The organism is Nocardia sputi (assembly GCF_023501985.1).
Map to the genome: position 1 here is coordinate 170371 of NZ_JAMFLC010000014.1, position 23168 is coordinate 193538.

General features: G+C 66.2%; 23 protein-coding genes. 17 read left to right on the plus strand and 6 right to left on the minus strand.

Features of this window, described 5'->3' with window-relative positions:
- The first annotated feature begins 157 nt into the window (after positions 1-157).
- From M8859_RS19145 to M8859_RS19170, 6 genes are all read left to right on the plus strand, one after another.
- Positions 158-1843: a DUF262 domain-containing protein gene (locus M8859_RS19145; protein ID WP_249644625.1), complete on the plus strand. Its 1686-nt coding sequence runs from the start codon at positions 158-160 to the stop codon at positions 1841-1843.
- Positions 1840-3066 carry a type II toxin-antitoxin system HipA family toxin gene (locus M8859_RS19150; protein WP_249644626.1) on the plus strand — a complete coding sequence of 409 codons (1227 nt, stop codon included), beginning with the start codon at positions 1840-1842 and terminating at the stop codon, positions 3064-3066. The genes M8859_RS19145 and M8859_RS19150 overlap by 4 nt, the downstream gene beginning before the upstream one ends.
- A 721-nt stretch (positions 3067-3787) precedes the next feature.
- The gene (locus tag M8859_RS19155; protein WP_159927549.1) at positions 3788-5347 is read left to right on the plus strand and encodes an FAD-dependent monooxygenase; all 1560 of its coding nucleotides are present in this window, start codon (positions 3788-3790) and stop codon (positions 5345-5347) included.
- 434 nt (positions 5348-5781) lie between these two features.
- Positions 5782-6141 carry a hypothetical protein gene (locus M8859_RS19160; protein WP_201295303.1) on the plus strand — a complete coding sequence of 120 codons (360 nt, stop codon included), beginning with the start codon at positions 5782-5784 and terminating at the stop codon, positions 6139-6141.
- A 364-nt stretch (positions 6142-6505) separates the two neighbouring features.
- The gene (locus M8859_RS19165) at positions 6506-7546 is read left to right on the plus strand and encodes a transglycosylase SLT domain-containing protein (protein WP_236565592.1); all 1041 of its coding nucleotides are present in this window, start codon (positions 6506-6508) and stop codon (positions 7544-7546) included.
- A 210-nt stretch (positions 7547-7756) separates the two neighbouring features.
- Complete coding sequence (locus M8859_RS19170; RefSeq protein ID WP_195072074.1) at positions 7757-9406, plus strand: hypothetical protein; 1650 nt, start codon at positions 7757-7759, stop codon at positions 9404-9406.
- Between the two features lie 162 nt (positions 9407-9568).
- Here the strand turns inward: M8859_RS19170 and M8859_RS19175 are convergent, their stop codons facing one another.
- On the minus strand, positions 9569-9907 hold the full coding sequence (locus M8859_RS19175) for a VOC family protein (protein ID WP_159927545.1): 339 nt from the start codon (positions 9905-9907) through the stop codon (positions 9569-9571).
- Positions 9908-9920: 13 nt separating this feature from the next.
- Positions 9921-10082, minus strand: coding sequence for a ribbon-helix-helix protein, CopG family (locus tag M8859_RS19180; RefSeq protein ID WP_159927543.1), 162 nt, complete (start codon positions 10080-10082; stop codon positions 9921-9923).
- An 85-nt stretch (positions 10083-10167) separates the two neighbouring features.
- On the opposite strand from M8859_RS19180, the gene M8859_RS19185 reads away from it, so the two are divergent.
- From M8859_RS19185 to M8859_RS19220, 8 genes are all read left to right on the plus strand, one after another.
- Positions 10168-11562 carry an ATP-binding protein gene (locus M8859_RS19185; protein ID WP_159927541.1) on the plus strand — a complete coding sequence of 465 codons (1395 nt, stop codon included), beginning with the start codon at positions 10168-10170 and terminating at the stop codon, positions 11560-11562.
- A gap of 25 nt (positions 11563-11587) precedes the next feature.
- Positions 11588-13537 carry a vWA domain-containing protein gene (locus tag M8859_RS19190; protein WP_195072072.1) on the plus strand — a complete coding sequence of 650 codons (1950 nt, stop codon included), beginning with the start codon at positions 11588-11590 and terminating at the stop codon, positions 13535-13537.
- Between the two features lie 80 nt (positions 13538-13617).
- On the plus strand, positions 13618-13959 hold the full coding sequence (locus tag M8859_RS19195; RefSeq protein ID WP_249644627.1) for a hypothetical protein: 342 nt from the start codon (positions 13618-13620) through the stop codon (positions 13957-13959).
- A 420-nt stretch (positions 13960-14379) separates the two neighbouring features.
- Positions 14380-14772, plus strand: a complete 393-nt coding sequence (locus tag M8859_RS19200; protein WP_159927537.1) for a roadblock/LC7 domain-containing protein — start codon at positions 14380-14382, stop codon at positions 14770-14772.
- On the plus strand, positions 14762-15595 hold the full coding sequence (locus M8859_RS19205; RefSeq protein WP_159927535.1) for a hypothetical protein: 834 nt from the start codon (positions 14762-14764) through the stop codon (positions 15593-15595). Before M8859_RS19200 ends, M8859_RS19205 begins: the two co-directional genes overlap by 11 nt.
- Positions 15592-16068 carry a roadblock/LC7 domain-containing protein gene (locus M8859_RS19210; RefSeq protein WP_223520884.1) on the plus strand — a complete coding sequence of 159 codons (477 nt, stop codon included), beginning with the start codon at positions 15592-15594 and terminating at the stop codon, positions 16066-16068. The genes M8859_RS19205 and M8859_RS19210 overlap by 4 nt, the downstream gene beginning before the upstream one ends.
- Before the next feature lie 11 nt (positions 16069-16079).
- On the plus strand, positions 16080-16451 hold the full coding sequence (locus M8859_RS19215) for a hypothetical protein (protein ID WP_159927533.1): 372 nt from the start codon (positions 16080-16082) through the stop codon (positions 16449-16451).
- Between the two features lie 83 nt (positions 16452-16534).
- On the plus strand, positions 16535-17119 hold the full coding sequence (locus tag M8859_RS19220; protein ID WP_159927531.1) for an NADPH-dependent FMN reductase: 585 nt from the start codon (positions 16535-16537) through the stop codon (positions 17117-17119).
- 34 nt (positions 17120-17153) lie between these two features.
- Here M8859_RS19220 and M8859_RS19225 read toward each other — a convergent pair whose 3' ends face one another.
- On the minus strand, positions 17154-18218 hold the full coding sequence (locus M8859_RS19225) for a class I SAM-dependent methyltransferase (RefSeq protein ID WP_372492921.1): 1065 nt from the start codon (positions 18216-18218) through the stop codon (positions 17154-17156).
- Between the two features lie 181 nt (positions 18219-18399).
- Between M8859_RS19225 and M8859_RS19230 the strand changes: the two genes are divergently transcribed.
- Positions 18400-18618: a hypothetical protein gene (locus M8859_RS19230; RefSeq protein WP_195072082.1), complete on the plus strand. Its 219-nt coding sequence runs from the start codon at positions 18400-18402 to the stop codon at positions 18616-18618.
- Between the two features lie 4 nt (positions 18619-18622).
- On the opposite strand, the gene M8859_RS19235 is transcribed toward M8859_RS19230, so the two are convergent.
- Together M8859_RS19235 and M8859_RS19240 are read right to left on the minus strand one after the other, a co-directional pair.
- Positions 18623-18928 carry a hypothetical protein gene (locus M8859_RS19235; RefSeq protein WP_159927529.1) on the minus strand — a complete coding sequence of 102 codons (306 nt, stop codon included), beginning with the start codon at positions 18926-18928 and terminating at the stop codon, positions 18623-18625.
- 128 nt (positions 18929-19056) lie between these two features.
- Positions 19057-19539: a MarR family winged helix-turn-helix transcriptional regulator gene (locus tag M8859_RS19240; protein ID WP_159927527.1), complete on the minus strand. Its 483-nt coding sequence runs from the start codon at positions 19537-19539 to the stop codon at positions 19057-19059.
- A gap of 72 nt (positions 19540-19611) precedes the next feature.
- Here M8859_RS19240 and M8859_RS19245 point away from each other — a divergent pair, with 72 nt between their 5' ends.
- Entirely contained in the window at positions 19612-21069 is a 1458-nt protein-coding gene (locus M8859_RS19245; RefSeq protein ID WP_223520889.1) for an MFS transporter, read from the plus strand.
- Between the two features lie 213 nt (positions 21070-21282).
- On the opposite strand, the gene M8859_RS19250 is transcribed toward M8859_RS19245, so the two are convergent.
- Complete coding sequence (locus M8859_RS19250; RefSeq protein ID WP_249644629.1) at positions 21283-22269, minus strand: helix-turn-helix transcriptional regulator; 987 nt, start codon at positions 22267-22269, stop codon at positions 21283-21285.
- An 85-nt stretch (positions 22270-22354) separates the two neighbouring features.
- On the opposite strand from M8859_RS19250, the gene M8859_RS19255 reads away from it, so the two are divergent.
- On the plus strand, positions 22355-22999 hold the full coding sequence (locus M8859_RS19255) for a TIGR03086 family metal-binding protein (protein WP_159927521.1): 645 nt from the start codon (positions 22355-22357) through the stop codon (positions 22997-22999).
- The last annotated feature ends 169 nt before the right edge of the window (positions 23000-23168 follow it).

Consider the following 23168-nt stretch of genomic DNA (forward strand, 5'->3'; position numbering starts at 1 on the left):
CGTCATATGCTCACGCCGTTCCGCGCAACATGCGCCTTCCCCGAAATCTGTTGACTGACGAGAACTGGCTCGTGAGAATATCGACGTAGTGGCGCTCCCAGAGTTCCGGAGTCTGGTATCAATTTGTAGTGTCGAGCGACGGTCGGGGTGTGATGGAGTGAGCGATTCCGGTAACGAAGCGGCGTCTTCGAGTTCGGCAACGAAGTCGCGGAATGAGAACTACAAGATTCAGGAACTGGTGTCGCTGGTCAAGAGCGGCGAGATCAGGGTTCCCGAGTTCCAGAGGTCGTTCCGATGGAACGGCAACGACGTGCTGGCGCTGTTCGACAGCATCCTGCGTGGATATCCCTTCGGTAGTCTTCTGTTGTGGAAGCGTCCCGCTCCGGCGGCAAAGCTGGTGATCGGGGCGATTCGAGTGGATGCTCCTGAAACTTCTGCGGCCCTCTGGGTCGTCGACGGTCAGCAACGGATAGTTAGCCTGGTGAATTCTGTAGATCCGGAGGCGAGTCGATCTGACGAACGATTTGGGATCGCGTACTCACTGGAGAAGCATCGTTTTGTTCCATCCAAAGAATCGGAACGTGATCTCGCAATACCTCTCCCGGATCTTTTCGATCTCAGTCGAGCGTTCGGATGGCTGCAGGAGAACCCGGACGCGGCGCAGTTCGCGGGGGAAATCCAACGCGTAACCGCCCTGCTGCGTGACGTCGGAGTCTCTGCGTCGGTAATCGAGCAAGCTGACGAAGAAGTTTTACGCGATGTTTTTGATCGAATCAATTCGGCGGGCAAGCGACTTCGCGGATCAGAGATTTTCGACGCCATTCATAGCGCGACCTCGATAACGTCAGGGGACACACTCTCCACGGCGGCGATAGCCGACAGACTCGATCAATCGACGGATTTCGGTCGGTTGGATGAGGATATCGTGTACCAGGCGATACTGGTCAGGCGCCATCCGGATATTACACGCGACGGCCATTCAGAGTTCACATCCGACCGTCTTTCTGGCACGCCTTTCAATGCGGAAACGCGCGATCAAGCGTATGAGAGAACCGAAATCGCGCTGGAGGCCGTGATCAGATTCCTACAGGACAGGGTCGGGGTTCCGCATTTCACCTTCGTCCCGTTTCGATTCCACCTATTGGTGCTTGCGCGCTACTTCGCGCTGTACCATGACCCGGGCGCCCGGAATCTTGAGCTACTCAGCCGTTGGGTTTGGAGGTCGACTGCGGCCGCCTCGATTCTCGGCTATACAGGTTCTACGGGGAACGTTCGTTTGCTCGCGGGCCTTGTGGGTTTCGACGGTGCGTCGGCATCGGTGAAACGCTTGCTGGACGCCACGCGGCCAGAATCACTCGTTCCGACGCCCGAGCTGAACGAGTTTCGTACGAATCATTCCTCCGGAAAAATTATCCTTGCTGCACTCTGGGCGAAGCATCCAATCAACCCGGTAACTCACGATCCGCTGAGTCATTCCGAGCTCGCCAGCTTCCTCGTAGGGGAGTCGTCGCCCGCTGCTGTGGCATTGGAGATTCTGCCTCGGAGAAGGCTTGGAGCTTCCAATGCCGCCAATAGGGTGATCACGACAGTAGACCGAGAATCTCTCCTCTCGCATGCCGGGGACGAGAAGGTGCTCGCCAGCCTGCTTCTCGACGATCAGATGATTGCCTACATCGACAATGGGCGGTACGCAGAATTTCTGGAACGTCGAGCCACCGTACTGCGATCTCACCTACGAAACTTCTTGAGCGAGCGCACGGGATACGGCTTCGAGACGACCCCTCCTCTTTCCGACTTTGACTTTGACGACGATACATCCGACGAAATTGGAGGTGATTCGTGACACAAACGGTTTATGCCGTCCTACTCCATGGTAAGGCAGTCGGCAGCATAATCCAGCGTGGTGATGTGTCGCGGTTCGTCTTCTCGGATGACTATTGGGAAGATCCCGAACGTGATGTTCTTGGCTTGTGGTTCGAGGATGATCCCAGACGCTCGCCACAGGCCACGTCACGATTACCGGTATGGTTCTCCAACCTGCTTCCGGATCCCGACAGCCCTTTGAGAAGGATACTAGCGCACTCGGAGGGTGTGCCGACAACGCGAGAGCTGATGCTCTTGGCTAGTATCGGCAATGACCTGCCGGGCGCTGTTCGGGTACTTCCGGGAGGCTCGGATGCAGTCGACCCCACTCTGTTGGGCGACGTCACTTCGGCGCTGTCAGTAGTCGAACCGTCACCGCTTCGCTGGAAGTTCTCGCTTGCCGGAGTACAGCTAAAATTTTCCCTGCTGAAGAGGAACTCTCGACTCACCATTCCGGCTTCCGGCGCTCTCGGGAATTGGATAATCAAGCTACCGAGCGCTCGATACCCGGACGTGCCGAAGGTCGAATACGCTACGATGAGCTTGGCTCGGACTGTGGGTATCGAGGTGCCCGACATCGCTCTCCTGCATCGGGACCAACTGCCTTCATTACCCGGCGCGTCATGGGCGAACGGCGAAGAATGGGCATTCGGTATCTCTCGGTTCGACCGAACCGAGAACGGTGGTCGGGTGCACATCGAGGATCTGGCTCAAGTTCGAGGTTTCTACGACTCCAGAAAGTACGAAGGTACATTCGATACAGTCGCTGGATTGATCTACCGAGGTGTGGACCACCACTCACTGCGCGAGTTTGTTCGCCGGCTGACCTTTAATCTTCTTATCGGTAACGGTGACGCTCATCTGAAGAACTGGTCGCTGATCTACCGGGACCGTCGGACACCCACGCTGAGCCCCGCCTATGACCTCGTATCGACTGCGCCCTATTTCCCGGACGACCAGCCCGACGATTTCGGCCTGCGCCTGGGGGGAACCAAGACGATGGGTCGAGTGCACAGAGGAGGATTCGAAAGGTTGCAGTCGCGCGTGGGGGTGAGTAATCGTGATGTATTAGATGTTGTCGACGAAACCGTTGCGAGGTTCGTTCAGGCATGGTCCAGCGATTCTCGGCTTCCTTTCCCTCCTGCGATCAGTGAGTGGTTGGAACAATACATTCCGGCAGTAATTTCACGGCTTTCTCCCTGACCGCGATCGACAGACCACGTGGAACAGCAAAAATAGGACAGGTTCGTTCAGTTGGTGTCGTCTCGCGTTGCCATGTAGAAGGTTTGCCATGGCGGCGCCGTGGCAGTAATCAAGCCGCTACTCCCACTCCGCTCAGGAAGGCCCGGACCGGCCAAGACCATAGTCTCGCCGAGTACGGAGCGGGTATCCGACCCCGTGAGTTGACGGCTGTACGCCAGTCGTACAGCTGTTGCATATCGGTGGCGCTCGAATAGCTCGAGGGCTGCCTCGGTACCGGCACGTCTGCTCGGATCCTTCCAGCACGGCCGCATCAGCGGGACGGATCGACCAGTGCTTCGCGTCCCCATCATCGGCGGGCTACTGCACCCGCTCCGGAGCCTCCCGCGCTTCGCGGCCCTGCTGGCGAGAATGAGTGTTTCCTTTTGAAGCCAGCAGTCGAACTGGGGAAACCAGTCGAATCACTCAGGTGAGGGTGCGGGCCTCAACGCATTATGCGATGCCACCTCGTCCAGTGCAGCGACGAACCCCCATGAAACGACGGCGTACGACGACGTTCGAGGCCGCCCTGCCGAAGTACGAAGCGCGTGAAGCCGCTGCATTCACGGGTCAATGGAATCTTTCCGTTCTCAACATATAGCGCACCGGGGGGCTTGCTGCAAGGCCCGGGTCATGCCGCAGAATCATCGGCCGAAGCTAGAACCTGCAGAAATTGGAGTAGCGAGTGACGGATACCGATGTGATCATCGTGGGCGCCGGACCGACCGGTCTGATGCTGGCGGGTGAACTGTGCCTTGCCGGAGTGCGACCGCTGGTGCTGGAGCGGCATCCGCAGCCCCGTGACACTCCGAAGGCCAGCGGTCTCGGTGGGCGGATCCTGCACTTGCTGCGCTACCGAGGCCTTCTGGACCGATTCGAGGCGGCCAGCAGCGACCCGCACCTGGCTCCCCGCTTTCCATTCGGCAATATTTATCTGGACTTCACACATCTGGCAGATCCCCCGATGCGGGCGTTGCCGATCCCGCAGCTGGAAATCGAGCGACTGCTGGAAGAACGCGCACGCGAACTCGGCGCCGAGATCCGTCGCGGACACGAGGTGGTCGGGGTGCGCCAGGACGACGCCACGGTGACCGCGGACGTGCGCGGGCCGGACGGAACCCACCAGGTGACCGCCCGGTACCTGGTGGGCTGCGACGGCGGGCGCAGCCGGATCCGTGACATGGCGGGAATCGAGTTCCCCGGCGTCACATATCCAGAGGTCAACAGGCTGGCCCAGGTCGCCGTGCATGATTCGGTGACTGTGCTCGACAACGGCGATATCGACGTCCCCGGGCTGGGCACGATCCATGCGGGTTTCACGCGGACAGACCGCGGTGTGTTCGCGTTCGCGGTCAGCTCCGGGGTTCTGTTCCTCCAAACCACCGAAGACGAGTCCACCGAATACGACGACGACGAGCCGCTGACTCCGACCGAGCTCGGAGACAGCATTCGCCGCGTGCTCGGCGCGGATCTGCCCTTGGGAGAACCGACTCGGCTGACCCGCTACACCTTCAAGGATCGGCAGGCGCAGCGATACCGCGACGGGCGGATCCTGCTGGCCGGCGATGCGGCCCATCTGTTCCCCGCCACAGGCACGGCGCTCAATGTCGGCATGCTCGACACGGTCAACCTCGCTTGGAAGCTGGGCGCCGACATCCACGGCTGGGCGCCGGCCGGTCTGCTGGACACCTATCACGACGAACGCTACTTCGCCGGTGCACGGGCACGGCTCCAGACCCGAGCTCAGGTGGCACTGCGGCGCGGACACGACCCGGCGGCCGAAGCGCTTCGGCAAGTCTTCCAGGAGTTGCTCGTCGACGAGCCGGCCTTGCGTCGTATGGGCGCCCTCGTCGGCCACACCGACATTCGCTATCCGATGCCGGGTTCCCACCACCACGCCTTGGCCGGCACGTTCGCACCCGACCTCACGTTGCACACCGACCAGGGCTTCACCAGTGTCGCGGAACTCATGCAGACCGCACGGCCCGTCCTGCTCGACCTCACCGACCGTCAAGACCTCCGCGAGATCGCCCGAGACTGGCGGCATCGGATAGACATCCACACCGCCAAAGCCGACAACAGAACAGCCGATGCCCTGCTGATCCGTCCCGACGGCCACGTCGCCTGGGCCGCCACCGTCGACGAACCCGCCGACACCGCCGCGCTCGCGCTGCGAGAAGCGCTCTCCTCCTGGTTCGGCGCACCCATGAATTCGACAGAGCCGATCATCGATCGGCCATCCTGAGCGGACAGCCGCCAAGAGAACACACCGCTCGACGCTGTCACTGACGAACAACCCGTGATGCCGACGGTGCGGGCCGGTAGTTTCGCCGCGCCCGCACCGTCCGGTCACGTGACTCGAGGTGTCGGCATCGGCGATGGCGCACCTGAGTTATGTGGGCTACTTCGGATCATGCACTCGTTCAGCGAGATCCGCGAGGGGATCCGCATCGCAGCCCGCGTGGCGTCGAGCCGGTCAGCCGGGCTGTGGAGGGGAACGTGTTCGGCGTCGGTGGGAAGGGATGCCTGTTCGGCCGGTGCGGAAGCGAGCAGTTCGAAGGGCCGTAAGCGAAGGCTCGCCTGGCGAACTCGCTCGCTGATTCGCTATGAGCGGTACACGGGGAAGAGTGCGTCGGCTCGGATTGACCTCAACTGGCCTTGATGTTCGAGGATCGAGGGATGAGCATTCTGTTTCACAACACCATGCGGATCACCGAAGGTCACCTCGAACAGTTCGAGGCGGCTGTGCAGCGGGCGGTGGCATTCGTCGAGGAACATGGCCCGCAGTTGATGGTGCAGGTCTTTCTCGACGAAGAACGCGGCGTGGCCCACAGCTTCCAGCTCTATCGCGACTCCGAAGCCGTGCTCGCGCACTGGAAGATGTCCGATCCCTACATCAAGGACGTCATGGCGCACTGCGAGGTGCAGTCGTTCGAGACCTACGGTGAGATGTCCGACGAGGTGCTCGCCGGCCTGCGTTCCGGCCCGGCCGGCGAGGCGACGGTACGGCCACTGCTCACGGGTTTCACCCGGTTCTGACCTTCGTCGTTCAGGTCGCGCAACGTTCGGCTACGAACCTCTATCTGTGCAGTAGCGGGTTGTGTTCGCCGAGCCAGGACTGCCACCGAACCCCGGGCAACCGTCGATGCACCGCATCGATGAAACACTTCGCCCCGGAATGTCGCGCGCCGCAGAGTGATGTCGAGGGGGATGAACCTCTCGCAGCGCAAGGCCGCTACCTACTCCCATGGGCGGGAAAAGTCCATCCCCTGCTGCGCGATACTCGTGAGTGTCCGAAGTGGCAGGCCGCGCGGGGCCTCATGAGGTTGATCAGGCGTGAGGTGATGATGCCGGTGTTCGCAGAGCCGACCGGGAGCGGCGTTCCCGAGGCCCAGGTGCCTCGATGAGCCCGGAACGCTGGGTGGTGAAGCTCGACCCACCCACTGGCGTGCGCCCCTGGTTCATCGAGTTCCTCGCGGCGGCGCGGGAGGCAATTCAGACTTCCGCGGATCTGCTGGCGACGGGTACGCCTTCGCAGGCCCCGGATATGCTGAAGTTGTTGCGCGATGAGAAGCTCATCACCGGTGACGAGGACAACTCGGCCTTGGCCAAGGGCTACTCCGAACGCGCACGCGAGTTCAGCGACCTCAAAGAGGAAATTCATAAGCAGGACGCCAACGTCGACCTGTCCGCCTACGGCGCATACGACATCTCGAGCGGCACTTTCGTGGCGGTCAAGCAACACGTCAAAGCTTTGCAGGATGCGCTCAGAGATATCACGGGCCCGAGTCCCGGCAAGGAGTTCATCGACCTCGACCTCGAGTTCAGGCTGGCGAACACCGTGCTGCGGACGATCGACAAGGTGCACGACGAGATCGAGAAGGCCAACGACCGGGTGCAGGCTCACGCGAACGACATCAAAGGTTCCGTGCCGACACACACCCCGGCCTACACTCCGGCGTCAGCGCCCCGTAACTACGTGCCGAGCAACTACATGCAGCGCAGTTATACGCCGGATTCGAGCTTCGTGCCCGCCGCGACGGCCGCCGACTACTCCCGCTACCAGGGCAACGTCTCGGTCGACGCCGCCATCGAGGGTGCGCTCGACGCGCTGGGTATCACCGATCCAGTGGCCCGCGAGTACTGGAAGCAGGGTTACCGGGTCCTGATTCAACGGGAATCGGGCAATGACCCCAACGCGGTCAACAACTGGGACAGCAACGCCGCAGCGGGAAGAGCGTCCAGGGGGCTTACGCAGACCATCCCCAGCACCTTCCAGGCCTACCACGTGGCCGGAACGTCCAACAACATCCACGATCCGGTGGCCAATGTCGCCGCCAGCATGAACTACGTCATGGAACGGTACGGCGTCTCCCGAGACGGTCACGACCTCCAAGAGAAGGTCCAGCAAACGAACCCGCGCGCTGCCGCGAAGGGCTACTGAGCCGAGTCCCGTCCCGGCGTCGACCGGCGCTGCCGGGCGGCCGACCCCGACCACCGCGATTGCTCGTCGGGTCGAACGACTTTCGATAACGAGTTATCTTGTCGGTCTCCGGTCCAGGCGATCGACCGGTTTCTCGGAAGAGGTCGACGGCCGAGGAAGCTCTGGCGCGCTGCGTCTGGAACACTCGATCGTCGGAAAGGTTCTTTGCTGATGTTCCGTCGTTTCACGACCCAGGCGTCCCCCGGGGCGCCGCCGGTGGATGACCTGGTGGCAGGCGCGCTGCCGGACCGGGTGCAGATCGCGCACGAACGGTTGGCCCACCAGGACGACCCGGCACTACTGGAAGCACTGTCGGAGCGTGAGCTCGCCGCCTCCCGCGAGTTGGCCGAGCTCGTGCGTGACTACGAACGCCACGAGAAGCGGGCGCGTATCCAGGCGGCCGCCGATGCCGCGGAGCGGGTGCGGCGCACGGCCGCCGAGTTGGCCGAGCGCGAGGCTGCCGACCTGTTACGGGCCGCGCAGGCGATCGGTGAGCAGCGGCACAGCAGCAGTCCGCACGCGAAAGTGGCTCGCCTGCACCAGCGCAAGCCGCGGGTGCTGGGACTGCTGGCCGGGGTGGTCGCGTTCTCGATGCTGTTCTCCGCGGTCACGGTGCAGCAGAACATCGCGCCGACCGGCGGCGCGAGCAATCCCATGTTCTGGCTGTCCTATGGCTTGGAAGCGCTGATCAGCGCGGTACTCGTCGCGTTGATGCTGTCCACCGGGGATACCGCCGAGTGGGGGGTGATCGATCGGTTGTGGCAGGTCTACACCGTCGAGGGCGTCTTGCTGACGGCGAGCATCGCGCTGAACACGTTCCCCTACTTCAGGACAGGCGACCTGGCCGGGATCGGTATCCACGCGATCGCACCGATCATGATCGGCGTCGCGCTCGTCACCCACCGGCTCGTCGCCGAGCGATACGGGCGGGCGATCGAGCAAGCGACCGCCGCCGTGCCCGACCATGAAGATCTCCAGGAACGACTTGCGGCGCTCACTCAGGTCGGAGGGGCCGGGAACCAGATCCTGCCGAGCATCCTCATGGAGCCGCCTGCGACCGCTCGCCGGGCCGGGGAGCCTTCCAGCGCCGAACAAGCTCCGGAGGCCGCGGCTGTGGCCGGGCAGCACCCCGGCGCCGATCCGCAGCAGGACCGGACCACCGCGGCCGAAGCAGGACAGCCGTCTGCCGACGAAGCACGAGCAGCTGCGCTCACCGCTGTTCCCGCGCCCGAACTCACCGAGCTGTGGCTGGCCACCACACCGTTTCCGGCGGTCGAGCGGTCTGCCGCCGGTTCCGAGTCCGGTGCGCACCCGCCCGCCGAGTCCAGTCCGGACGAGGCGGTTCTCGACGCGCGGTTGGCGGCGGCGGTGCGCCAGACGCTCGACCGCATCCGCTTCAGCAGGCAGCCGGAGCCGGCCGAGCGGCCGGTGGAGCATCCGACCGACGCAGCGACCGAGCCGAGTGCCTCTGAAATCGCGGAGACGGCCGACGAGCACGGTGCACGACAGGAGCCTTCCGAGGCCCACTCCGAGTCGATTGCCCGTGACGTGGCGCAGGAGGTCACCGTGCCCGGGGCCGACTCCGAGCATGTCGTGCGCTCGGAGACCGTTGCGCCGAACGGCCGTGCGCTGGAGCCGATCGGTGCGGGCGTGGCTCAGCACTACGCCCCCAGCGGGGACGACAACGGTCGTCCGGCGCGGATGGAGCAGGTAACGCCGGTCGTGGCCGTGGACAAGGCGCCGATTGTGGAGGAAGCTGCCGCAACAGCGGCCGCCACAGCACCGCGCGTGGTCAACGAACGGCAGCTCACCACCCGTTAGCCCGCACGCCGCAGGGATACCGTCTGACTTTCGAAGGCGGTCGGCGACAGCGCTGCTCCGCGGGTTGGCGCTGCATGGTCGGGGTGGTTCTGCATGCGAGACGACTACCCATGCGGAGGCTTGTCCGCTGTGGTGGTCTCTCGTGACCGGCACCGAGCGATCTCAGCCCTGAGCCTGCAAACTCCACTCGCGCCCGTCGGGATCCCGCACCGTCATTTCCTTTGTCCCGTAATGGGTTGCCTCGAACGGTGCGACCACTTCGATGTCGCTGTTCGGCTGGAACGTGTCGGCGTCGGTGACGGTGAGTACGAGTTGTGTCCGGGGGCTCTGATAATTCGGCACTTCGGCGATGAAAACGTAAGGTCCGTCCCCGTTGCGGAACAGGCCGGAGTTGTGGTCGGTGGTGAACTCCGGCTCGTAGCCGAGGGCTTGGAAGAATCTCGCCGTCTTGCCCCAGTTGTGCGTCTCCACGTGCACGCCTTCGATGCCCGTCGTCGTCATCAACGCCTCTCCTTCAGTCCTGATCGTTGTCTTGGGCGTCGTCCAGGTAGGCGCGCAACGCGTCCGCGACCAGTGCCGACAGGGACGTGCCCGACTCGATGGCGCGGAACTTCACCTGCTTGATCAGCCCGACCGGCAAGTACACGTTGAACTGCTTCACTTCCTCGTCGCCCACTCGTCGATGCTAGCATGCTAGTAAGCTAGCGTGCGCGGCACTTTTGCGGTCGACCCGGCGGCGGAATGGCCGTAGCGTCGAATTCGTGAAAGTTCCCGCACACCTGCCCACGACCGCGGGCGAGCTTCGTTCGGCCGGGCACCTGCCGCGTGGCGTGAAAACCGAGATCCGCGAGAACCTGCTGGCGCTGCTGAGTTCCGGCGGCGACCCGTGGCCCGGCATCGTCGGGTTCGACCGGACGGTCGTGCCGCAGCTGGAGCGCGCGCTGCTGGCGGGGCACGATGTCGTGCTGCTCGGTGAGCGCGGTCAGGGCAAGACCCGTCTGCTGCGTTCGCTGGTCGGTCTGCTCGACGAGTGGACGCCCGTGATCGCGGGCGCCGAACTGGGCGAACATCCGCTCGACCCGATCAGCCCGGCCGGTCGTCGGCTGGCCGCCGAACTGGGCGACGACCTGCCCGTCGCGTGGCGCCATCGCTCGGAGCGGTACGCGGAGAAGCTGGCCACGCCCGACACCTCCGTCGGTGACCTGATCGGTGACGTCGACCCGGTCAAGGTGGCCGAGGGCCGCAGCCTCGGCGACCCGGAGACCATCCACTTCGGGCTCGTCCCTCGCGCGCACCGCGGCATCGTGGCGATCAACGAACTGCCCGATCTCGCCGAACGCATCCAGGTCGCGCTGCTGAACGTGATGGAGGAACGCGATATCCAGGTCCGCGGCTACACCCTGCGGCTGCCGCTGGACGTATTGCTCGTCGCCACCGCGAATCCGGAGGATTACACCAACCGCGGCCGGATCATCACCCCGCTGAAGGACCGGTTCGGCGCGGAGATCCGCACGCATTACCCGCTCAGCGTGGCGGCCGAGGTGGCTCTGGTCCGCCAGGAGGCCGAGCTGGTTGCCGAGGTGGGCGATCCGCTGATCGAGGTGCTCGCTCGCTTCGTGCGGCAATTGCGCGAGTCGTCCGCGATCGACCAGCGGTCGGGGGTGTCGGCGCGGTTCGCCGTCGCCGCGGCCGAAACCGTGGCGGCGGCGGCGTTGCGCAGATCCGCGGTGACCGGCGAGGGTCCCGCCGTGGCCCGTCCCGTCGACCTCGAATCCGTCCCGGCGGTGTTGCGCGGCAAGCTGGAGTTCGAGTCCGGCGAGGAGGGCCGGGAGCAGGAACATCTCACCCACCTGCTGCGCCGCTCGTTCTCCGAGACCGCGCGGGCGTTACTCGGTGGTCTGAACCTGCGTCCGCTGGCCGAGGCGGTCGGTGACGGCCATCTGGTGACCACCGGCGAACGCGTGCCGGGCGAGGAGGTCCTGTCGGCGCTGCCCGAACTGCCCGTCCTGCACGAAGTCGCCGCACGGCTCGGTGTCCACGCCGCCGATCCACCGTCCCGGATCGCTTCGGCCGTCGAGTTCGCTTTGGAGGCGCTCTACCTGGCGCGTCAGATCGCGAAAGACTCCGACGACGGTGTGGCGGTGTACGGCCGATGACCGCGGTGGCTTCCGGCGGGGCGTCGTGACCGCTTCCGATCGCTACTCCTACGGGCCCTATCACGACGGACCCGATCCTTTGGCGCCCCCGCTGGACCTGCGAGAGGCGCTGGACCGGATCGGTCGCGACGTGATGGAGGGAAGTTCGCCGCGCAATGCTCTGCAAGAGTTGCTGCGGCGCGGCACCCGCACCATGCCGGGGCTGGAGGAGCTGACGCGCCGGCTGTGGCAGCGCCGTGCGGAGATCTCCCGGAGCCACCGGCTGGACGGTACTTTGCAACAGGTCCGGGAACTGCTGGAAGAGGCGCTGGACGCCGAGCGCCGCGTCCTGTTCCCCGACCCCTCCGACAACGCCAGGTTCGCCGAGGCGCAGTTGGACGCACTGCCGTCGAGCACGGCCGCCGCCGTCACCGAACTCGCCGAGTACGACTGGCGATCCGCGACCGGCCGCGAGAACTACCAGAAGATCCGCGACCTGCTCGGCCGAGAGCTGCTCGAATCGCGCTTCGAGGGCATGAAACAGGCCTTGCAGAACACGACGCCCCAGGACGTCGAGCGGGTCAGGCGGATGATGTCCGACCTGAACGACCTGCTCGCCGCCCACGCGCGGGGCGAGGACACCCAGAAGCGATTCGCCGAGTTCATGGCCGAGCACGGCGAATTCTTTCCGGAGAACCCACGCGACACCGAGGAATTGATCGACGCGCTCGCGGCCCGCGCCGCCGCCGCGCAACGGATGATGAACTCGATGTCCGAGCAGCAGCGCGCGGAATTGTCCGAGCTGATCGGCCAGGCGTTCGGCGACCCGGGCATCGCCCAGCAGGTCGCCGCGTTGGACGCGCATCTGCGGGCGCTGCGCCCGGGCGAGGACTGGACTTCCGGGCGGCGTTTCCGCGGCGAGGACCCGCTCGGTCTCGGCGCGGGCGCGCAAGCCCTACAGGACCTCGCCGAACTCGACGCGCTCGCCGAGCAACTCGGCCAGTCCTACGCCGGCGCCCGGCTGGAGGACATCGACTTGGACGCGCTGGCTCGCCACCTCGGGGCGGATGCGAGCGTGGACGCGGCCCGGCTGGCCGAGCTGGAACGCGAATTGCGCGAGCAAGGCATCTTCGAGCGGGCGCAGGACGGCTCACTGCGATTGACGCCCAAGGCTTTGCGGCGGCTCGGTGAGGTGGCGTTGCGTGATGTCGTCGGGCAGTTGCGGTCTCGGCGCGGTGAGCGCGACACGGCCCTGGCCGGTGCGGCAGGTGAGCCGACCGGTGGCTCCCGGGCTTGGCGCTTCGGTGACACCGAGCCGTGGGACGTGTCGCGGACCGTGCGCAATGCCGTGCTGCGGTCGGCGTCCACGGGCAGCCGCCGGGTGACGCTGGATGTTTCCGATGTCGAGATCATGGAGACCGAGCAGCGGTCCAGGGCCGCCGTGGCGCTGTGCGTCGACACGTCCTGGTCGATGGTGCAGGACGGCAGATGGGTGCCGATGAAGCGCACCGCCCTCGCGCTGCACCACTTGATCGGCACCCGCTTCCGTTCCGACGCGCTGAGCGTGATCACCTTCGGCAGGCACGCCACGACCGTCGACATCGGCGAACTCACCGCGCTGGAAGGCGTCTGGGAGCAGGGCACCAATCTGCACCACGCGCTGCTGCTGGCCGCGGCGCACCTGCGCAGGCACCCGGACGCGGTGCCCGTCGTGCTGGTCGTCACCGACGGCGAACCGACCGCCCATCTGGAACCGGACGGTGAGGCGTACTTCAACTGGCCCCCGGAGCCGCGCACGCTGGCCGTGACGATGGCCCAGGTCGACGCCTTGGCCAGACTAGGCGCGTCGGTGACGGTATTCATGCTCGGCGACGATCTGCGACTGGGCGCGTTCGTCGACTTGGTGGCCCGCCGCAGCGGCGGACGCGTGGTGGCTCCGGACCTCGACGGTCTCGGCGCCGCCGTGGTGAGCGACTATCTGCGGGGCCGGCGCTGACGGTTCGGCTGATCCTCGACGGGAATGGCCTGTGCGGGAAAGGCTCCGGACAGCGAGGTCGTTGGCTCTACACTGAGCGCGTGGCTTTTCGTCGGGTCGTCGCAGTGTCCATGTTCGCCTTGCTGACTTCGCTCGGCGCTGCCGCCTGCACGGCGGAAGGCCCCGGTACGAAGACCGATTGCACCGTCACGGGATGCACGGTGACGTTCGACCGGGGTGTGGACGCGAAAGCCAGCATCCTCGGCATCGAAACGAAACTCGTTGCTGTGAACGGGAATCTGGTCACTCTCTCGGTGGGTGGTCAGGAGGTCACGGTCCCGGCCGGGGAAACCCAATCCGCCGACGGGCGCACCATCACCGTGCAGGAAGTGACCGGCGACAAGGTCGTGGTCAAGATCGCCACGGGCCTCACCGCGAACTGACCTTTCGTCCTACGGCGCCGCGGCCGAGTCGGCGTCGACCCGGACCGGGCGGGTCTTCTGATTGCTGCGTGGTGACTGTCGGGCGGACCGTCCGGCCTTGCCCAGCGAGCAGCGCGCGAGAACTTGTACTCGGTGCGGCGCATGTTCGTGCGTGAACCTGCGCAGTCGTGTCGCGAAAGTGGCACCGGAGCATTCGAGCGGCCGTAGCGAGGACTTATTGTGGTCGGCTCCGGTGCGTCGACGTGGAAAAACCGAAAGGTATTGAATACCAACAGGTATTGAATACCAAAAGGTCTAATTCGACCCTTTCCAGGGCAAATGGTTTTTACCGGAAATTTCTCCCCCGATTTGCTGTACACGCCCACTGCCCGTGTGTAGCGTCTGGAAACCGTAAACCCCTCACATGACAAGTGGTGGCGCGTGATCGGTATCGACGGCTGTCTCAAACGCATCATGGATATTCCCGGTGCGCGCAGTGTGACGCTCGTGGACGGCGCGAGCGGTCTGGCGATCGCCGCGGACGGCAGGCACGATCAGGTGGACGAGCACGAAGATGCCGCGGCCACAACGGATGTGGTGCGGGCGGTGCTCGCCTGCCCGGCATTGTCGACCGGCGGCGACGGTGACGACGTCACCGAGATCATCGTGTGCGGAACTCGCGGATATCACCTGCTGAACCTGGTGAACGGCGACTTCGACGGGCGGCTTTTCGTGCACGTGCTGTTCGACGACGACACCGGGAATCTGGCGATGGCGCGATTCCAGCTCCGTGGAATTCTCGACGAATTGGCCGAGGACGCTCATGAGCCCTGAACTCGCGGTGGAATTACGGCGACTGGAGAAGGAAGGGAGTACGGGCGTGCTGCACGCGGGCGACGGCGCGTTCCATCTCGCCGGAGGCGCGATCGTTTCCGCCGACTGCCGTCGCACCACGGGGCTGGACCGGCTGGTGGTCGAGGCGGGCGTGGCGACCGCCGAGGACTGGCGGCGCGCGAGAGCGGGAGATCCCGGCCGTGTGCTGGGAAGGCCGCGGCTGGAAACCCTGGCGATGCTGTCGGTCTTCGACGCCGCCTACTTTCTGCTGGCCTCACCCGCCGTCCCCGAGTTCCGGCCCGCGCCGCCGCACTGGCTCGCCCCCGTATGCCACATCACGCCCCGGGTTCTCGTGCAGGAGTGCGCGCGACGCGGCGACCCGGAATCCGGGCCGTGGCCCGCGGAGCTGGTCGACCGCGTCCCCGTGGTGCCGGTCCGCAGGGTGCGGCGGCGGCGTGTCGTACTCACCGGGGGCCAAGCGGAGGTGCTGGCCGCCGCCGATGGCCGGCGCAGCGTCGCGGGCATCGGGCGTGAACTCGGCCGGACGACCTATGGATGCCTCGTCGCGGTGCGCGACCTGACGGCAGCGGGGCTGATTCAGCTGCCCGTACCGGCGTCCGCGCCGACGGCGGCCGAGCCGGTCGTGCCCGGGCCGGTGGCCACGGAACCCGAAGCGGCCGCACCCGTGATCGCCCCGCCGGGTCGGCTTCCCCGGCGCCGTGGGCGGCACGCGGCCGCGCCGATCCCCGCCGCCGATCGCCCGGAGCCGCCGGACCGCGACTTGCTGGTCCGCCTGCAAGCGGCTTTGGAGGAACTCGCGTGACCACGCGAAAGAAATTGCTCGGCGATTGGATGGGAAGGTTGACCAAGGTGGCGATGTCCGGACCCGAACCGAACGCGGCGGTGCTCACGGAGCTGAAGGCACTGCGCGATCGTGTCCCTCGGCTGACCGGCGCGCTGGTGGCATCCAACGACGGCTTGCTCGTCGCACACGATCTACCCCCGCAGATCGAGCCCAACGGTATGGCCGCCATGGCCGCCTCCCAGCTGTCGCTGTCGCACCGGCTGGCCAGCACCGCGCACGGCGGCGGGTTCAACGAGGTCGTGGTGCACGGCACCGGCGGGCACGTGGTGATCTACGCGGCCGGCTGGACCTCGCTCACCGTCCTGGCCGCCCCCGAGGTGAACATCGGCCGATTGCATCTGGAATCCCGTCCGGCGGCCCGCGCGATCGCCGACTTGCTGACGCCGGTGGCGACCGACGCACGAAGCGAACAAGCCACGAAAACCAACTGAAAGGAACAACTATGTCCAATATGGATCTGGCGCTCAAAGACATGATGGTGATCGACGGTGCGATCGGCGCCGCCGTGGTCGACTACAACAGCGGCATGGCGCTGGGCATGCTCGGCAGTTCCAAGTCCCTGGATCTCCAGGTGGCAGGCGCGGGCAACACCGAGGTGGTGCGGGCCAAGCTGCGGACCATGGACCAGCTGGGGCTCAAGGAGGAGATCGAGGACATCCTCATCACGCTGTCCGGCCAGTACCACATCATCCGGCCGATGACCGGGCGCAAGTCCAAGGGCCTGTTCCTCTACCTGGCCCTGGACCGGGGCCGGGCGAATCTCGCGTTGGCCCGGCACCGCCTGAAGGGGATCGAGGAGGATCTGGAGGTCTGATCGGCGAGAGAGCCGATTTGACATGAACCTTGGTTCAGGTTCGACGCTGTTCTCGGTATCGCACGCGTCGAAGGGAACCGATCATGTCCGACCATCCGCTCCAACTCGCCGTGATCATCGGCAGCACCCGTGCGGGCCGCTTCGGCCCGACCGTCGCGAAGTGGTTCGCCGAGCATGCCGACCGGCGCGACGACGTCACCGTCGACGTGATCGATCTGGCCGAAACCCCGTTGCCGGAACGGCTTTCCAGCAGTCCCGAGCCGCAGGCGGCGCGGGCGCTGGCAGCGGTGGGCCCCCGACTGGCCGCGGCGGACGCATTTGTCGTGGTGACACCCGAGTACAACCACAGCTATCCGGCGTCGGTCAAGAACGCCATCGACTGGCATTACATCGAATGGCGGGCCAAGCCGGTCGGGTTCGTCTCCTACGGCGGCATCTCCGGCGGCTTGCGTGCCGTGGAGCATCTCAGGCACGTGTTCGCCGAACTGCACGCGGTCACCGTGCGCGACACGGTGAGCTTCCACGACGCGGGCACGCGGTTCGATTCGGCTGGGAAACCGACGGATCCGCAAATGCCGGTCGCCGCGGCCGATCAACTGCTCGAACAGCTGGTCTGGTGGGGGCGGGCGCTCCGGTCGGCGCGGGCAGAACGTCCCTATATCGCGTGACTTCGCGGTTCGGGATGTGCCGACCGGAGCGCGCTCACGGGATCATGCGGTAGAAGCGCCAGAAGCCGAAATCCTCGATCGGCAGCACCTCGATATCGGCGAAGCCCGCTGAGCGTGCGTAACGGCGCAGGGTGTCGTGGCGCATGACGGTGCCGGTGGCAGCCGAGCCGGGATGGGCGCGGCCGTCGGGCAGGCAGATCAGCAGGCTGAATCCGTACATCAGCCGATCGACGTCATCCGCGGGCGCCCGGAACTCCGGCGCCACCGCTTCGTCCATGACGACCACCGCGCCGCCGGGACGCAGTGCACGACGCATCGCGGCCAGCACCGGCACGGGGTGGGGCAGATCGTGCAGGCATTCGAAGGCGAAGATCGCGTCGTAGGCCTGCTCGCCCAAGGCGGTCGCGGCGTCGGCGCGGTGGAACCGCACCCGATCCGAGAGCCCGGCCGCGGCGGCGTTGCGGTTGGCCATGTCCACCGACGGCTCGTCGATGTCGTAGCCGTCGACGGTCAGGTCCGGGTAGGCCCTGGCCAGCGCGATGGTGGACCAGCCGCCGCCGAAGCCCACGTCGGCGGCCCGTGCTCCCGGCCGGGACAGCGTCTCGGCGAGATCCGGTACGCCGGTCAGCGCGGCGGCGAGCCGTCGCTCGAACCAGGGCCGGTTCATATCCGACTGGGCTTCGCGCATGTCCGTGCCGAACTCCGACCATCCAACGCCGCCGCCGTCCCGATAGGCCCGGATCAGCGCCGGTGACTGCACCGCCGCGGCGGCCAGCATGCGCGCCAGCGGCGCCAGATAGTTCAAGCTGGTGGGATCCGTGAGCACCTCCGCGGCGCCGGCGGGCAGTTCGAACCGGCGGTCGGGCGTGACGGTCAGAATCCCGGCGGCGGCCTGTTGTTCCAGCCATTCGCGGGCGTAACGCTCGTCGCCGCCCGCGCGTGCGATCAGCTCCGCGGCATCGGCGGGACCGTGGTCGACCAGCGCTCGATACCAGCCCATCCGGTCACCCAGATGGATCGCCAGCAGGTCGATGGCGCCCAGGGCCGACGCCACCAGACGGTCGGCGAATCGCTCGGCGGTGGCCGCGTCATCGCTCACGTCAACGTCATCGCTCACGTCAACCTTCTTTCTCGTCGATACCACCTGTCGGTCGGGAATCGCCGAGTCGTCCGCGGGTATTAACGGCACGGCGTCCTGGTCCGCTCGGACGCAGGCGCCGCATTCGCCGGTCCGGCCGCGGGATCCGGCGTACGCTGTGCGGCGACGAAAGGACTCCACGATGCGAAAAATGCTCGCGGCGTTGGTGATCGCCGGATCGTTCATGGCAGGGGGCGCGACGATCGCGCACGCGAATCCGCCGTCGCAGCCTCCGACGCCACTGTGCCTGGTAGTCGGCGGAGCCATCTGGGTGGTGCGCAACAGCATCGACCCCTATGGTCTGTCGCAGGATCCGCTCGCTGTCGCATTGCGTAACGCGCACCAGCAGGTCTGCGGCTAGGCGTCTACCTCAGACCGTGCCACCGGTTCTTCCCCCACTCGCGCAACTCAGGACTGACGGTCAGCACCGGCAGGAGCAGAATCAGTCCGATCAGGGTCAGGTAGACCACGAGTTCGCCCACGATCTGCACGACGGTGGGGAGGGCGAAGGGAACGGCCAGCACTCCCAGGGCTATCGCCAATGGGTAGGCGTCGGCTTGGGCTGCGGTGACGGCGGCGAAGGCCAGCCCGCCCGCGAGAAAGAAACCGACCAGTGCGACAAGGTAGTTGTCCCACCACGCGGTTCCCTTCGGCTGAGGTGCTTTTCGCATGCGGGGAGCCTAACGCCGAGCTCGCGGCGACAAGGGCAAATTGTGAGCATCCGGTTCGGCCGGGGACGAAGTGGCCGCACTCGCCGTGTCGTCGAGCCATGCTTCGGCGAACATCAGTCGATCGTGCGTCACTCCATGTGCGGCGGGCGCGGCCAGGGATTGTTCTCCCGGTCCTCGACCGACTGGTTGAATCGCGCGATCAGCTCGCCGAATTGATCGACATCGGCGTCGGTCCAGTCGGCCACCACCGCGCCGATACCTTGACGGCTCTGCTTGCGGTCGGAGGCCAGCAGTTCCAGCCCTTTCGCGCTGGCACGAATCTTGCGAGCGATGCCTCCCTCGGGGTCGGGCACCCGATCGACCAGGCCCTGTTTGAGCATGGCTCCGACTTGACGATTGATCGTGGAGATGTCCAGTTGGAAGGCTTCGGACAGCTCGCGCAGACTCAGCGGCTGGTCCAGTTCCAGTCGCGTCAGGATCAGATACGCGGAGCGGTCGAGTCGGAAACCGGGACGGCGTAGCAGTGCGGCGGGGAAGTGCCTGGACAGCAGGGAGAGTTCGAAGGCCAGGCGGCTCAGCGCCGCGTTGCCGCCGGAACCGGAATCGGACATGACCTCACTATGTCGCGTGCGTCACGCCGATTCCAAATTGTGCACCATACACATGATATGTACCGTGCATATGTGAGTGTAGCTGCCGATGCGACTTCGACCGTCTCAGGTCCGGGGGATCGGCGCCGTCCCGCGCCCGCCCTGCTCATCGCGACGCTGGGCATGGTCGGTGTCGTGGTCTCGCTCATGCAGACCCTCGTCATTCCGATCATTCCGTCGTTGCCCGCCCTGCTGAATACGTCGGCGTCCAACGCGTCCTGGGTAGTGACCGCGGCGCTGCTGGCGGGCGCGGTGGCGACCCCGATCAGCGGCCGCCTCGGCGACATGTTCGGCAAGCGCCGCATCTTGTTCGCGAATCTGCTTCTGATGGTCGCCGGTTCGGTGGTCTGCGCGGTGTTCTCCACGCTGCTGCCCGAGATCGTCGGGCGCTCGCTGCAAGGTGCGGCGGTCGGGGCCATTCCACTCGGCATCAGCATCATGCGGGACGAACTGCCCGCCGAGCGGGTCGGTTCCGCGATGGCGATCATGAGCGCCACGCTCGGCGTCGGCGGCGCGGTCGGCCTGCCGGTCGCGGCGGCCATCGCACAGCACGCGAATTGGCACATGTTGTTCTGGACCTCCGCCGTCCTCGGTGTCGTCTGCGCCGCATCGGTTTTCGCATTCGTCCCGGAGTCGCCGGTGCGCACGCCCGCCCGGTTCGACTTCGGCGGTGCGATCGGGCTGTCGGTGGCGCTGCTCGCGCTGCTCGTCGCGATCACGAAAGGCGCGGATCGGGGTTGGGCCAGCGCGCCGATCCTGATGCTGTTCGCGGTGTCGGTGGTGGTGTTCCTCGGTTGGGGCGCTTTCGAACTGCGGCAGCGTTCGCCGCTGGTGGACCTGCGGGTGTCGGCGCGCCCGAGGGTGCTGTTCACCAACGCCGCGTCGATCGCCATCGGATTCGCGCTCTACGGCATGTCGCTGACCTTCCCGCAGCTGCTGATGGCGCCGGAACAGACCGGATACGGCTTCGGGTTGTCCATGGTCGGCGCCGGGTCGGCGCTCGCGCCCACCGGTTTCGTGATGATGCTGCTCTCGCCGGTGTCGGCGCGGCTGTCGGCGAAACGAGGCCCGAAGGTCACCCTCGCGCTCGGCTCGGCGGTGATCGCCGTCGGTTATCTGTGCGCGGTGGTGTTGATGAACAGCGTCTGGGAGATCGTGCTCGCCTCGGTGATCGTCGCGGGCGGCGTCGGCCTGGCCTATGCGGCGATGCCCGCGCTGATCATGGGCGCGGTGCCGATCACCGAGACGGCGGCGGCCAACGGCTTGAACTCGCTGATGCGCTCGATCGGCACCTCGACCTCGGCCGCGGTGATGAGCGTGGTGCTGGCGCATATGACCATCCAGTACGGTCCGCATCTGCTGCCCTCACGCGACGGGTTCCACACCACCTTCCTCATCGCGATGGCGGCGGCGCTGGTCGCGATCGGCCTGACCGCGTTGATTCCGATGCGGAAGACGGCTGACGCGGCCACCACTATCGGGCATTCCTGATCCGGGACGGGCACCGATCCGGATCTGCCTGTCTCGGCTGCCACATACGCGCCTGCTGATCTGTGAGCGGAGCCCGGCTCCTTTTCGCGCGAGCGGTGACTCCAGCAACAGCCGATGGCCTCCGCGCATGCTGCCGCTCTCCACCGGCGCTAGGCCGAAGGCCTCGCCTCGGGGGCGACGCCGTATGTCCCGCAGCGTGCCCTGGGGTCGTGTTCATCGCTTCGGCGGGTCAGGGGCGGCGACGGCATCGGTATAACGGCGACCGAGGGTGCGAATGTGGGCGACGAGTTCCGGCGGTCCGTCGACGCGGAAGTCCATCATCAGCATGGACAGGTAGATGGCGATCGTCTCCAGCGCGTCCGCGCCGGTGTAGAGCACGCAGGTGTCCGCGTCCACGGCCTCGACCACGCCCACGGCGGGATTGATCCGGGCGATGACGGTCTCGGCGGGCGCGAGCACGGTGACCCGGGCCCGCACCTTCCAGCCGGTGGTGGCGATATGGCGCATGACGAAGGCGACCAGATCGTCGTCGGGCAGCGAGCGCGCGGCGAAACGGCGAGAACTCGCATCGGCGCGCAGGATCCCGGCCACCGCGATCGCGCGCCAGGAGTGGTCTGCCAGGCTGTAGGCGACCAGATACCAGCGGCGCTGCCAGTTGATCAGCCGATACGGTTCGATCTCGACGGAGGATTCGGTCGCGGCTTCGGTGATCCGGACCGTGGCGCCGTCGCGGATGGCGCCGGCCAGCGTGGTGAGCACGGCGGCGGGAACGGGCGCGTCCGGCTCTCGCGATCCGGTCGTGGCCGGACCGATCGCCGTCGCGTTCAGCAGCGCGGATACCTTGCGCTGCAGGCGTTTGGGAAGAATCTGGTCCAGCTTGCCCAGTGCTTTCGTGACGTGCTCGGCGATGTCCGCGATGCCGGTGGAGCCGTCCTCGGCGAGCCCTACCGCGACCGCGACGGCCACCGCTTCGTCGTCGTCGAGCAGCAGCGGCGGCATGGTCGTGCCCCGGCCGAGCCGGTAGCCGCCGATCGCGCCGCGTTCGGCGTGCACCGGGTAGCCGAGCTCGCGCAGGCGCTGAATGTCATGGCGCAGTGTGCGATCGGTGACGCCGAGACGCTCGGCCAGCTCGCGGCCGGTGTGCGCGCGGTCCTGGAGCAGCGTGAGCAACCGCAGCAGGCGCGTAGAGGTAGACGTCACTTTTTCTCCTCAGAAATTAGGAACGAAAATAGCCTAATGCGCGCATAGGCTGATGTCACAGCGAAAAAAACCGAAAGGCTACGACATGAACGCCACCAGCACCGCCGCCGTCACTTTGCGCCCCGTTTGGCGGGACGTGCTCGCCGAGTCCTATCGAGCACTGGAGAACGTGGTCGCGGGGGTGCGGGCGGATCAGTGGCACCTGCCCACCCCCTGCTCGGAATGGGATGTGACGCAGGTGGTCCAGCACGCCGCGGGAGACCAACTGGCCTTCGCGGAACTGCTCGGTATCGGCGACGGTCCGGCCTACAACCCGTTCGAACCCTCCGGTGTCATCGACGGCGCCCCGTCGGAGCTGGTGCGCGCGGCGATCGAGCAGACTTCGACCGCCTGGGCAACGGTCCGCGACGCCGACGAAAGCGTGGCGACCCCACTGCCGCACGGCCCGCTCGCCACCCCCGTCGCCGCCGTGATGTGCGCGCTGGACGCCGCGGTGCACGCGTGGGACATCGCGATCGCGACCGGTCAGCCGTCGCCGCTGACCGACGAGCTCGCCACGCACTTGCTCACCGCGGCGCGGGCCATCCACCCGGCGCCCGGCAGTGGCGAGGCGGCCGAAATCGTCGAGCCGTTGCGTCAGTGGGGCGCGTACGCCGCCATCGTGGACGGCCCCGCCGACAGCGCCGCCGTCGCGAGTCTGCTGCGTTACCTGGGTCGCGACCCGCGCTGAGCGTCGGGGTCGACCGAGCCGGATGCGGGGCTCACCTGGGAGCCCCGCAGGGCGCGGACTGGGACGCGACCTCGGTGTGGTCGGCGAACCGGCGACGGTCAATTCGCCGGCAGGCGGTCGTCCGGCATCGAGCGCCTGTCCCATGTCGTCCGGCTGAGCGGACGCGGGC

What these genes read in the sequence shown, in the direction of transcription:
- M8859_RS19220 (WP_159927531.1), top strand. Translation starts at nt 16,535, where the DNA reads ATGTCCGACCATCCGCTCCAACTCGCCGTGATCATCGGCAGCACCCGT.
- M8859_RS19175 (WP_159927545.1), bottom strand. Translation starts at nt 9,907, where the DNA reads ATGACGACGACGGGCATCGAAGGCGTGCACGTGGAGACGCACAACTGG.
- M8859_RS19230 (WP_195072082.1), top strand. Translation starts at nt 18,400, where the DNA reads ATGCGAAAAATGCTCGCGGCGTTGGTGATCGCCGGATCGTTCATGGCA.
- M8859_RS19170 (WP_195072074.1), top strand. Translation starts at nt 7,757, where the DNA reads ATGTTCCGTCGTTTCACGACCCAGGCGTCCCCCGGGGCGCCGCCGGTG.
- M8859_RS19240 (WP_159927527.1), bottom strand. Translation starts at nt 19,539, where the DNA reads ATGTCCGATTCCGGTTCCGGCGGCAACGCGGCGCTGAGCCGCCTGGCC.
- M8859_RS19160 (WP_201295303.1), top strand. Translation starts at nt 5,782, where the DNA reads ATGAGCATTCTGTTTCACAACACCATGCGGATCACCGAAGGTCACCTC.
- M8859_RS19255 (WP_159927521.1), top strand. Translation starts at nt 22,355, where the DNA reads ATGAACGCCACCAGCACCGCCGCCGTCACTTTGCGCCCCGTTTGGCGG.
- M8859_RS19165 (WP_236565592.1), top strand. Translation starts at nt 6,506, where the DNA reads ATGAGCCCGGAACGCTGGGTGGTGAAGCTCGACCCACCCACTGGCGTG.
- M8859_RS19215 (WP_159927533.1), top strand. Translation starts at nt 16,080, where the DNA reads ATGTCCAATATGGATCTGGCGCTCAAAGACATGATGGTGATCGACGGT.
- M8859_RS19205 (WP_159927535.1), top strand. Translation starts at nt 14,762, where the DNA reads ATGAGCCCTGAACTCGCGGTGGAATTACGGCGACTGGAGAAGGAAGGG.
- M8859_RS19235 (WP_159927529.1), bottom strand. Translation starts at nt 18,928, where the DNA reads ATGCGAAAAGCACCTCAGCCGAAGGGAACCGCGTGGTGGGACAACTAC.